This window comes from Sphingomonas sp. 1185 (genome assembly GCF_040544655.1).
GTDB lineage: Bacteria > Pseudomonadota > Alphaproteobacteria > Sphingomonadales > Sphingomonadaceae > Sphingomonas.
Genome location: NZ_JBEPKL010000013.1, coordinates 54300 through 65646, shown reverse-complemented (window position 1 = coordinate 65646; position 11347 = coordinate 54300). Strand labels below are relative to the sequence as shown.

At 69.9% G+C, this 11347-nt stretch carries 7 protein-coding genes; 5 read left to right on the top strand and 2 right to left on the bottom strand.

Annotation, left to right across the window (positions count from 1 at the left end; translation table 11 throughout):
• Positions 1-21: 21 nt before the first annotated feature.
• Positions 22-1326 carry an MFS transporter gene (locus ABIC44_RS10730; RefSeq protein WP_354295356.1) on the top strand — a complete coding sequence of 435 codons (1305 nt, stop codon included), beginning with the start codon at positions 22-24 and terminating at the stop codon, positions 1324-1326.
• Here ABIC44_RS10730 and ABIC44_RS10725 read toward each other — a convergent pair.
• The gene (locus ABIC44_RS10725; protein ID WP_307101044.1) at positions 1284-2039 is read right to left on the bottom strand and encodes a DeoR/GlpR family DNA-binding transcription regulator; all 756 of its coding nucleotides are present in this window, start codon (positions 2037-2039) and stop codon (positions 1284-1286) included. The genes ABIC44_RS10730 and ABIC44_RS10725 overlap by 43 nt on opposite strands.
• 187 nt (positions 2040-2226) lie before the next feature.
• Positions 2227-5034 carry a TonB-dependent receptor gene (locus ABIC44_RS10720; RefSeq protein ID WP_354295354.1) on the bottom strand — a complete coding sequence of 936 codons (2808 nt, stop codon included), beginning with the start codon at positions 5032-5034 and terminating at the stop codon, positions 2227-2229.
• Between the two features lie 199 nt (positions 5035-5233).
• Between ABIC44_RS10720 and ABIC44_RS10715 the strand changes: the two genes are divergently transcribed.
• The 4 genes from ABIC44_RS10715 (at position 5234) to ABIC44_RS10700 (ending at position 11232) form a co-directional block, all read left to right on the top strand.
• Complete coding sequence (locus tag ABIC44_RS10715; RefSeq protein ID WP_354295352.1) at positions 5234-6469, top strand: histidine-type phosphatase; 1236 nt, start codon at positions 5234-5236, stop codon at positions 6467-6469.
• A gap of 83 nt (positions 6470-6552) precedes the next feature.
• Positions 6553-8310: a type I secretion system permease/ATPase gene (locus ABIC44_RS10710; protein WP_354295350.1), complete on the top strand. Its 1758-nt coding sequence runs from the start codon at positions 6553-6555 to the stop codon at positions 8308-8310.
• A complete protein-coding gene (locus ABIC44_RS10705; RefSeq protein WP_354295349.1) occupies positions 8307-9650 on the top strand; it encodes an HlyD family type I secretion periplasmic adaptor subunit in 1344 nt (447 codons plus the stop codon). The genes ABIC44_RS10710 and ABIC44_RS10705 overlap by 4 nt, the downstream gene beginning before the upstream one ends.
• Complete coding sequence (locus ABIC44_RS10700; protein ID WP_354295347.1) at positions 9640-11232, top strand: TolC family outer membrane protein; 1593 nt, start codon at positions 9640-9642, stop codon at positions 11230-11232. Before ABIC44_RS10705 ends, ABIC44_RS10700 begins: the two co-directional genes overlap by 11 nt.
• Positions 11233-11347 lie beyond the last annotated feature (115 nt).

Genomic DNA, 11347 nt, shown 5'->3' with positions numbered 1-11347 from the left:
CGACGGACCGACAGCAACGCCATGCGCGACAGGGATACGCCCCCGCCCGCCCCCGGATTCTGGACCCTTGCCGGGGCCGAGGCATGGGAGCGATTCGCGATTCAGGGCGCCAAGTCGCTCCTCACCCTGTTCCTGCTGACTGACCTGCTGCGCCCCTCGGGGCCGCCGGTCCTCGGCCTGGCCGGGTTGCGCGCCGCGATCGAGGGGATGACCGGGACGCGAGGGGACATCGCCTTCGCCTCGCAGCTTTACGGGCTGTACGGCGCGCTGACCTATCTGATCCTGCCACTCGGCGGGTGGCTGGCGGATCGCAGCGGGCGGCGGCGGGTCGCGATGTTCGTCGGCGCTGAGCTGATGGCGGCGGGGCTGGTCGCGCTGACGGGGCGGCCCCTCGCGCTGGTCGGGCTGGGCCTGCTGATCGGCGGGATCGGGCTGCTCAAGGGCAATCTGGCGGCCGAGGTCGGCGCGCTGCGCGGGTCGGCGGGGGGCGAGCGGCTGTTCGCGGCCTATCTGGCGTTCCTCAATGGCGGCGCGCTGCTCGGGCCGCTGCTGTGCGGCTGGCTGGCCGAGCGGTACGGGTTCGGCACCGCCTTCGCGGCGATGGCGGCGAGCATAGCGGTGGCCGTCCTGCTGCTGCGCGCCGCCCCCCGCGTCACGGTCGCAGCGGCGGCGCGGGACGAGGGAGCGGCCGTTGCGTGGCGACAGGTGGTGCCCGCCATCGTCGCCGTCACCCTGTGCTTCTGCGCCTATGAGCAGTTGACCAATATCGTGCTGGTCTGGGCCGAGGCGCGGGTCGCGCTGTCGGTCGGCGGGTTCGCCGTGCCGCCCGGCTGGCTGGCGGCGGCGGACGGACTGTTCACCATCGCGCTGGCGCTGGGGGCGTATCGGCTCTGGCCCTGGCTCGCGCGGCGGCGGTGCGAGCCCGCTGCGGGGATCAAGCTGGCGCTAGGCGGGGTGGCGATCGCGCTCGGCTATGGCCTGATCGCGCTATTGTCGATGCGGGTCGGCGCGGTGGGGCTTACGGGTCCGCTGGCGGCGATCCTGCTGCTCGGCATCGGCGTCGTCCTGTCCTGGCCCTCGGCGCTGGCCATCGTCACCGCCGCCGCGCCGCCCGGCCGGCGGGGGATGATGACCGGGCTGTTCTATCTCCACGGCTTTGTCGCGCATCTGGTCGTCGGGCAGCTGGGCACGCTCTATCCGGTGATGAGCGCGCCCCGTTTCTGGATGATCCATGTCGCGCTGGCGCTGGCGGGCGCGGTCGTCGCGCTCGCCATTCCACGCGGTCAGGCGACGACGACCTCCACCGCCGAGAGCGCCTCGGCATAAGCGGGCGACAGCGGCACGTCGGTCACCAGCATGGCGACGCCGTCGAGCGCGGCGACCTGGACGGTGCCGTGGCGGTCGAACTTGCTGGCATCGGCGGCGATAACGGTGCGGCGCGCGCGGGCGATCATCATCCGGCACACCGCCGCCTCGCCCGCATGATAATCGGCAAAGCCATGGTCGAGATTGACCGATTCCACCGACAGGATCGCCAGCGAGGGCGTGAACATCGCCAGATAGTCGCGCGCCGTCGCGTCGAAACAGGCGCGATATTCGTAATCCAGCTCGCCCCCGGCCAGCAGCACCCGGTTGTCGTTGCGCCCGCCCAGCTCGGCGGCGACCCCCACCGCATTGGTGATGACGGTCAGCCGCTGGTGATCGCGCAGCGCGCGGGCGACATAATGGCCGGTGGTGCTGGCATCGATATACAGGGTCTGGCCGTCCGCGACGATCTGCGCCACCGCGGCCGCGATCCGCTGCTTGGCCTCGGCATGGCGTTGCAGGCGGGTGGCGAACGAGCCCTCCGTCTCCACCTTGGCCAGCCGCACCGCGCCGTGCGCGCGCACGACCGCGCCCGATGCCTCCAGCACGCGCAGTTCGCGTCGGATCGTCTCCTCGGACACCGACAGCGCCGCCGCCAGATCGCCGATCCCGCGGAAATTCCCCTCTCCGAGTAGCGCCACGATCTCGGTCTGGCGGCGCTGGCGTTTCATCATGGCTGTTCGGGCTCCTGCTATCGGGGTCATGCTAGACGGCGGGGCGTTTCGGTCAATCGGCCGTCGCATCCGGCCAGAAACGCCACAGGCCGCACACAAAGACGCCGATGGCTTTGCGGGCCATCGGCGTGAGGTGCGCTCCGATACCCGCGGGGGGGCGCGTATCGGATCGGGGAGAAGGATCGGGTCAGAAGGCGTAGGTCAGGTTCAGCATGTAGATGCGCCCCGTCTCGACATAGCCGCCCTTGCGGTCGTTCGAGAGATAGGCCTTCCGCTCGCTGGTCGTCGCCCAGTAGCTGTGCTCGTTGAACAGGTTCTGCACCGACATGCCGACCGTCAGGCCCGAGGGCAGGACATAGTTGACGATCAGGTTGGAGATCGTCGTCGGCTGGATATAGGTGTCCGGGCGGCTGGAGCGCAGATCGTACAGGCGGTCGCCGGTGTAGTTGTAGTTCCACTCCGCCGACAGGCCGCCATGGCTGTAGAACAGCGCGGCGTTGTACATGATCTTGGGCGCCTGGGTCATGCGCTGATCGCGCATCTGGCCGTTGACGAAGACGCGCGCATTGGCGCGCTGCACCGTGACATTGGCCTGGAGGCCCAGCCCGTCGAGCAGCCCCGGCAGACCCTTCAGCGCATAGCGGCCGAACAATTCGACGCCATAGATCTTGCCGGTGGCGTTGGTGGTCAGGCTCGACACCTCGACCCCGCCCTGCTGTTCCGACTGCGGATTGCCCCAGATGTTATAGTCGCCGGTCGCGTTGGTGGTGCCGGTCGCGAACAGGACGTGGTTCAGTTGCTTGTAGAAGGGGCTGATCGAGAAGAAATCGGTGCCCTGCCCCTTATATTCGACCGAGGCGTCGTAGTTCCACGAGGTCTGGGCATTCAGATTGGGGTTGGGGATGAACACCCCCGTCACCTCGCCCAGATCGTTGCGGGTCACCTGCGTCGGCCCGAGCAGCAGGTCGAATGCGGGCCGCGAATAGCTCTTCCGGATCGAGGCGCGGATGACCATGTCGTCGTTCGGCCGGTAATTGGCGATGACGCTGGGCAGCCACATGTCATAGTTGCGGCTGGAGGTCGCGAACTTGCCGGTGTCGTTGCCCTGGTCCTGCCAATAGGTGCCCTTGAACCGGTTATATTCGTAGCGCAGGCCCGGCACGACCTGAAGGTCGCCGAACTGCATCGTCGCCATGGCATAGCCGCTCAGCCGGTTCTCGCGACCGTCGAGGCGGTTCTCCTTCAGCTTGACCGGATCGAGATTGGCGAGCTTGGGCGTCGAGAGCTGGCGGACCTGATCCTCGATATAGCCGGTGTCGATCAGGAAGATCGGCACCTGCGCGGCATTGTTCATGAACCCGCCGAGCATCCGGCCGGGCAGCGAGGTCAGCGCGGGACCGGTCGCGGCGTAACGCGGCGAGGCCGAGCCATTGGCGAGCGGGAAGGTATATTGCAGCGCGCCGTCATCGCCCAGCGCATTGGCGTAACGCTTGGCATCCTCGACCTTCGCGCCCGCCGAGATGGACACCAGACCCTGGTCGGCATGATGCCAGGTCGTGTCGAACTGTCCCTCCAGGCGGCGTTCCCAGGTGTTCTCGAACTGCTGGGTGACATACCATTGCTTCAGCTTGGTCAGGTCGCTCAGATAGGCGCGCGCCGCGTCGGTCAGCACGACCTGCGGAAAGGTGCGCTGGCCGATCGAGGTGACCATGCGGTAATTGGCGACGCCCGTATTGTCGGCGGTGCCGATATAGGGACGGCCCGCAAAGCCCGACTGGATGCGCAGCGGGTAATCCTGCGATCCGCGCGAATAGGCGCCGTGATAGTCGAAGGTGAAGTCGCCCGAACGGGTCTGGCCGCCCAGCTTGGTCGTCACCAGTTCCTGGTTGCTGTGCTCGGTGCGGAAATAATGCGTCGCGGTCAGGCCGTAATCGGCGCGATAGCCGGCGGCGTCGTACGAGCCCTTGTTGGGGTTCGGGTTGATCTGGTCGGGGGCCAGGCTGGTCTGGCGCAGCGCGGTCTGGTCCATCCAGCTCTTGAGGTTGTACCGGCCATAGGTGGAATGCAGGTACAGGTCGGTATTCTCGCCCTTCCAGTCGAGGTTCAGCGTCCCGCCCACCCGCTCGATCCGGTTGCGGAACGACTGCCACTGGACACCGCGCGCGAACAGATTGTCCAGATTGTCGCGGATCATGCCGGGAATGTTGTTGTTATACTTCTCCCAGTCGTGCTGGACCGCGGTCGACTCGCCCAGCACATGCTTCAGCCCGTAATAGGCCGAGGCATAGATGCCGAAATTGCCGAAGCGCTGCGCGGTCTCGACCTGCGCGGTGCCGCCCCAGGGGTCCTCGCCGCGCGCGACGGCACGGCCCGCCACCTGGCCCTGAAGACGGATCTGGCTGCGATGGTTGGGCAGGTCGAAGGCGGTGATCGGCACCATGTCGATGATGCCCGCGATCGCGTCGCCATCATATTTGGCGGTCGGCGCCTTGTCGACGCGCACGGTCTGGAGCGAGAAGGGCGACAACAGGTTCATCGAGATGGCGCGGGTGCGCGCATCGGTCTGCGCCAGCCGCACGCCGTCGAGCGAATAGGCGTTGTACGAGGTGTCGAGACCGCGGATCGAGACGTACTGCGCCTCGCCGGTCGCCGCCGCGTTGCGCGACTGGTCCACCGACGAGCTGATGCCCGGCAGGCGGGTCAGCAGGTCGGCCAGATTCTGCTGCGGCTGAAGGCGCAGTTCTTCGCCCGAGACGACGGTGGCCAGCGACTGGCTGCGCAGCTGTTCATCCTGCGCGTCGACCACCGCCTGGCGATGCCCCTTGACGACGACGTCCTCGCCGACCTGCGGATCGGTGTCGGTGACGGTCGGCGCATTGGCCGTGGCGATCGGATCGGTCGGATCGGCGGCCAGCGCCGGCGTGGCCAGCATCAGCGTGGCGGCGGTGCCGCACAATAGGCGCACGACATGCGCCCGCTTGAACGAAGCGGTCATGGTTTTCCCCCTGGGACATCGTGATGGCGACGCCCCCCGGGCGCCTTCGACGGCCCCGCTAGAGACGGGCTGTGACAGTCCGATGACTTATTGACCGAATTTTGATGAATTTGAAAAAATGACCGTGTGATAGGCGCTTCGGCACGATCCACCCGGCCAATGTCACAGTCCTGACCCGGAAACGGTTCAAAGCTCCAACATGACTCCTATCTCCGCCACCCTTCGCCGCTACCTGCGATCCGCGATTTTCCTGATCACCGCCTCCGCACTGGCCGCGCCGGTCGCGGCGCAGGCACCGGGCACCAGGGGCCTGACCCTGGACCGGGTGGTCCTGCTGATGCGCCACGGCGTCCGCGCGCCGCTGGATGGGGAAGTGCCGCACGGCACCCGCACCGCCAGCCCCTGGCCGCACTGGACGACGCCCGAAAGCCAGCTGACCCCGCGCGGGGCCGAGGCGCTGGCGACCGAGGCGCGCGCCGACCGCGCCGACTGGGCGGCACGCGGCCTGCTCCCCGCCAAAGGATGCCCGGCATCCGACAGCATCCGCATCTGGACCAACAGTTCGCCGCGCACCATCGCCAGCGGACAGGCCTATGCCCAGGGCCTCGCCCCCGGCTGTACGCTGACCATCGGCCATCGCCCCGTTGGCGAGGCCGATCCGCTGTTCGAGCCGCTGCGCGCCCGTGCCACCCGCTTCGACGCGACGGCGGCGGTGGCGGACATCGACCGCTTCACCGGCGGCATGGACGCGCTGGCCGCGCGGCATCGCAACGCGTTGCGCCTGCTCGATTCGGTGCTGGGCTGCGGCGATCCCAAGGGGTGCGACCCGGCGGGCGCGCCGCGCCTGACGCCCTCGGCCGATGGCAAGGGCATCGACCTGTCGGGGCCGATCCGCACCGCCTCGGGCACCGCGCAGGTGCTGCTGCTGCAATATGCCGAGGGGCTGTCGCCCTCGGTCGGCGGCGTGCCGGTCAACGGTGCGGTGCTGGCCCGGCTGGGCGCGGTCCATGCCGCGCTGTTCGACGTCTATTCGCGCTCGCCCTATATGGCGGCGCACCAGTCGGCCGCGTTCGGCCGCCACATGATCGACGCGCTGACCGCGCGCGACGGGCGCAAGGTCGACATGCTGGTCGGGCACGACACCAACGTCACCGCGCTGGCCGGGCTGCTCGGCTTCGACCTCGTCGCGCCGGGCTATGCGCCCAACGATGCAGCACCGGGCGGGGCAGTGATGATCGAGCGCTGGCATGATCGCCGGGGTCGGCGCTTCGTCACCCTGTCCTATCGCACCCAGTCGCCCGATCGCCTGCGCCACCAGTCGCCGGACGTGACCGTCACGCCGATCCGCGTCCCCGGCTGCCCCGCCGCCGCGCCCTGCCCGCTCGACCGCTTCGTCGCGCTGTTCGGCCGCCGTCTGGCGCCGCTGGCCCGGTAAGCCCGGCCGGTTGTCATAATCCGGGACGGAACGGATGGCGGATTAAAGGCTTCGCTTACCCTTTGGGGCCTATAGCGGCGATCATGTCGCCCCCCGATTCCGTCCCGTCCCACGGATCGCCGAGCCCCGGCCTGATGCCGGTGGTGCGCGGCTGTCGCCCGCACCTGATCGCGGCGGCGGGGTTTTCGGGGCTGATCAACCTCCTCAACCTCGCGCCGTCGATCTTCATGCTCCAGGTCTATGACCGGGTGGTGCCGACGCGCGGCGTGCCGACGCTGCTGCTGCTGACGCTGATCCTGACGATCGCGCTGGGGGTCTATGCCATGCTCGATGCGGTGCGGATGCGGCTGCTACTGCGCGCGAGCATCCGGCTGGAGCGGCGGCTGGCGCCCGCCATCCTGCTGCGCATCCTGGGGTCGCCAAGCGGTACCGCGATGGAGCGCGCCCAGGCGATGCGCGATTTCGACACGGTCCGCTCCACCCTGACCGGCGCGCCCGTCATCGCGCTGTTCGATGCGCCCTGGGCCCCGATATACATACTGATCGCCTTCCTGCTGCACCCCTGGATCGGCGTGCTGACCCTGGCCAGCGCGCTGTTGCTGGGCGCGATCGCCATCGCCAGCGAGCGGATGACCGAATCCAGCGTCGTCGCGCTGCGCGGCCGGACCGCGCTGGCGCAGCGCGAGCAGGACGCCTCGATCCTCGCCTCCGATGTGGCGCAGGCGCTGGGGATGCGCGACGCGCTCGTCACCCGTCATCTGCTGGAGCGCGCCGATCTGGCCCGGCGGCAGGCATCGCTGTCGCGCCGGTCGGGGCAGTTCCTGGCGGTCACCAAATTCCTGCGCCAGCTGCTGCAATCGCTGGCGCTGGCGCTGGGCGCCTGGCTGGCGGTGAAGCAGGAGATTTCGGGGGGGGCGATCTTCGCCGCCTCGCTGCTCTTGGGCCGGGCGCTCCAGCCGGTCGAGCAGATCCTGGGCGCGATCAAGCCGCTGACCGCCGCGCGCGAGGCGTGGCGCTCGCTCGACGGCTTCTGCCGCCGCCCCGGCCCCGAGCGCACGACCACCACCCTGCCCGCCCCCATCGGCCGGATCGAGGTGCGCGGACTGGAGGTGCGTGCTCCCGGCGGCGACCGCGCCATCCTGTCGGACATCAGCTTTGCGGTGAATCCCGGCGAGGTCGTCGCGCTGGTCGGCCCCAGCGGCGCGGGCAAGTCCACGCTGCTGCGCGTGCTGGCGGGCGCACAGGCCCCCGATGGCGGCGAGGTGCGGATCGACGGCGCGTCGCTGGCCGACTGGAATCGCGAACAGCTGGGCCGCCATCTCGGCTTCATGCCGCAGGCGCCGACGCTGTTCCCCGCCACCGTCCACACCAATATCGCGCGCTTCCGCGGCGTCCTCGACGGCGAGAGCGAGGCGCTGGACGCCGAGGTCGTCGCCGCCGCCCAGGAGGCGGGCGCGCATGACGTGATCCTGGGCCTGCCGCACGGCTATGCCACGATGCTGGAGCGCGGCGAGGCGGGGCTGTCCGCCGGACAGGGCCAGGCGGTGGCGCTGGCCCGCGCGCTGTTCGGGCGGCCGACCCTGTTGTTCCTCGACGAACCCAATGCGCATCTCGACAGCGAGGGCGAGGCGCGGCTGGCGCGCTGCATCCTGTCCTTGCGCGAACGCAAGGCGACGGTGATCGTGTCGACCCACCGCACCGGGCTGCTCCAGATCGTCGACAAGGTGCTGCTGCTGCGCGACGGCAAGGTGCAGCTGTTCGACGACCGCGCCAAGGTGATCCGGTCGCAGGCGCCCGGCCGCTCCGACGAAGGCTTCGTGCATGCCGGGAGCGCCCGATGACCCCCGCCCGCGCCCAGCTGGCCGAACGGCTGCACCTCGACGATTCGCCGCGCGCCGCGATCCGGTTGGGCGGCATCATCGCCTTCCTGTTCTTCGTCGTCGGCCTGGGCTGGGCGGCGGTCGCGCGGCTCGACGCGGCGGCGGCGGGCGAAGGCCAGGTCACGGTGTCAGGCAATCGCCGTACCGTGCAGCATCGCGACGGCGGTATCGTCCGCGCGATGGCGGTCCGCGACGGCCAGCATGTGACGGCGGGGCAAACCCTGTTCCGGCTGGAGGGAGCCGAGGTGGCCGCCAGCGAACGCGCGCTCGCCGCCAGCGTCATCGACCTTCAGGCGCAAAAGGCGCGGCTGGAGGCCGAGATTGCAGGCCGCGCCGTCGTCTGGCCCGCCGACTTCGCCACCGCGCCCGAACAGGACCGCCCGCTGATCGCGCGCGCCGAGGCGCTGCAACTGGCACAGCTGCGCAGCCGCAACGCCGCGCTCGCCGCCGGCGACCAGGTGCTGCGCCAGCAGGCCGCCGAGGTCGGCCGCCAGACATCGGGCTATAACGCCCAGGCCCAGGCCACCGCCCGCCAGCGCGAGAGCCTGGCCCAGCAGCTGGAGAGCACGCGCAAGCTGGCCGATGAAGGCTATGTCTCGCGCAACACGGTCCGCTCGATCGAACGCTCGATGCAGCAGCTCGAGGGGGCCGATGCCGATTACAGCTCGCGCTCCGCCGCCGCGCGCGAACAGATCGGCCAGACCCGCGCGCAGATGGTCCAGACCCGCCGCCGCCAGGTGGAGGAAGCCGCCGCCAGCCTGCGCGACACCCAGTTCCAGTTGAACGAGGTGCAGCCCAAATGGGCCTCCGCGCGCGAGCAGCTGGCGCGTACCGAAATCCGCGCGCCGGTTTCGGGCCGGGTCGTCGGCCTGCGCGTCTTTACCGTGGGCGGGGTGATCCAGGCGGGGCAGCCGATCCTCGACATCGTGCCCGATGCCGCTCCGCTGATCGTGCGCGCCAATTTCGCACCCGGCGATATCGACGGCGTCGTCGCAGGGCGGCCCGCCGAGGTGAAGTTCCTGTCGCTCCACGACCGGGGGCTGCCGATCCTAACCGGCACGGTCCATTCGGTGTCGGCCGACGCGCTGCGCGACGAATCCTCGGGCCGCAGCTATTTCTCCGCCGAGGTCGCGGTGCCGCGCGACCAGATCGCCCGCATCGCGGCGGTGCGCGGCGGCGATACCGGCATCCGCGCGGGCGTGCCGGTCGCGGTCACCGTGCCGCTGCGCAAGCGGACCGCGCTGCAATATCTCCTCGATCCGCTGACCGAGGCCTTTGCGAAGTCCTTCCATGAACGCTGACGCGCTCCGCCGCCTCGCCTGCCTGCCGCTGATGCTGGCCGCCGCTCCGGCCGCCGCGCAGGAGCTGTACGATCCCGACACGCTCGACCGCGCCATCGCCGACGCCTATCGCACCAATCCCACGCTGGAGGCGGGGCGGGCGCAGCTGCGGGCGCTCGACGAACAGATCATCCAGGCGGGCTCGCCTTACCGCCTGAGCGTCGGGGTGAACGTCAACTTCCAGTATCGCCAGCAGGACCAGCGCAACCTGCTCGACCAGTTCGGGACGGTGCGGTTGCGGACCATGGGGGCGACCATCTCCGCCTCGCAGATCCTGCTGAATGGTGGCCGGACCGCCGCGCAGGTGTCCGCCGCCGAGGCGACCGTGCTGGCGGGGCGCGAGCGGCTGCGCGAGACCGAGAACGAGATATTGCTCGCGGTGGTCGACGCCTATGCCTCGGTCCTGCGCGACCAGGCGCTGGTGGCGATCCAGACCCGCTCGCTCGACAGCTATGGCCGACAGGTGGACCAGGCGATCGCACGCGAACGCGGCGGCGACCTGACCCGCACCGACATCGCGCAGGCCCGCGCCCAGCGCGAGATCATCCGCGCGCAGCTGGCCCAGGCCGAGGCCAATCTGCAATCCAGCCGCGCGCGCTTCGCTGCTTTGGTCGGGCGCAATCCCGGCCGCCTGGCGCCACCGCCGCGCCTGCCGGGCAGCCCCGCCTCGCTCGACGCCGCCTTCCAGATCGCCGAAAAGGAAAGCCCCGCCATCTGGCAGGCGATCATGGCCGCACGCGCGGGCGACGCCCGGATCGCCGCGCAGCGCGCCGAGCGCGCACCGATCGTCGCGCTGACCGGCGGCTATGGCTATGCCAGCCCCTATTCCTATCAGGTCCGCGACCTGGGCGGACAGGCGACCGGGGGCGTCAGCGTCACCATGCCGCTGCTGGCGGGCGGGCTGATCGGGTCGCGTATCCGAGCCGCCGTCGCCGAACGCCAGCAACTGGGCTTCGAGGCGGAGAGCACCCGGCGACAGGCGCTCGCCAATGTCCAGGACAGCTGGAACCAGTCGGTCGCGGCACAGACCCAACAGGATTCGGGCCAGCTGGCCACCCAGGCGGCCGAGGCCGCGCTGACCGGCGTTCGGCGCGGGTTCCAGGAAGGCTTTCGGTCCAATTTCGAGGTGCTCGATTCGGAACAGCGGCTGCTGAACGCCCAGATCGTCGAGACCAATGCGCGCTATTCGGGCTATGTCGCGCAGGCCCGGCTGCTGGCGACGCTGGGCCGGTTGCAGGCGGGGGTGATCGAGACCGGGGTGCCGACCTATGACGCCTCGGCCCCTATCCGGCAGGTGAAGAAGCAGGTCTTCGGCCCCTTCGACCCGATCCTCGCCCCGATCGACCGCGCCGCGCGCCCCTCGGCTACGGCAAAGCCCGCGCCCGTGCTGGCGGCGGCGACCGATCCAGTGCTGCGCGCGCCCACGACGCCCGCGCCACCGGCGGGGCTTGGTCAATCACTGCCGGTCTCGCCGATGCCGGTGCTTCCGGCACCCTCCTTTGGCGACCTCAGCGACACAGTGGTGACCGGCGGGGCACGCTAGGACCGAGCCCATGTCGCCATTCCTCCCCTGCAAGGGGAGGTGGCAGGCCGAAGGCCTGACGGAGGGGTGTCCCGCTCTCGATGGAATTACACCCCTGCACCATAATGCGCATGGT

Coding starts and splice junctions, on each gene's coding strand:
- ABIC44_RS10715 (WP_354295352.1), top strand. CDS start 5,234: ATGACTCCTATCTCCGCCACCCTTCGCCGCTACCTGCGATCCGCGATT.
- ABIC44_RS10730 (WP_354295356.1), top strand. CDS start 22: ATGCGCGACAGGGATACGCCCCCGCCCGCCCCCGGATTCTGGACCCTT.
- ABIC44_RS10700 (WP_354295347.1), top strand. CDS start 9,640: ATGAACGCTGACGCGCTCCGCCGCCTCGCCTGCCTGCCGCTGATGCTG.
- ABIC44_RS10710 (WP_354295350.1), top strand. CDS start 6,553: ATGTCGCCCCCCGATTCCGTCCCGTCCCACGGATCGCCGAGCCCCGGC.
- ABIC44_RS10720 (WP_354295354.1), bottom strand. CDS start 5,034: ATGACCGCTTCGTTCAAGCGGGCGCATGTCGTGCGCCTATTGTGCGGC.
- ABIC44_RS10705 (WP_354295349.1), top strand. CDS start 8,307: ATGACCCCCGCCCGCGCCCAGCTGGCCGAACGGCTGCACCTCGACGAT.
- ABIC44_RS10725 (WP_307101044.1), bottom strand. CDS start 2,039: ATGATGAAACGCCAGCGCCGCCAGACCGAGATCGTGGCGCTACTCGGA.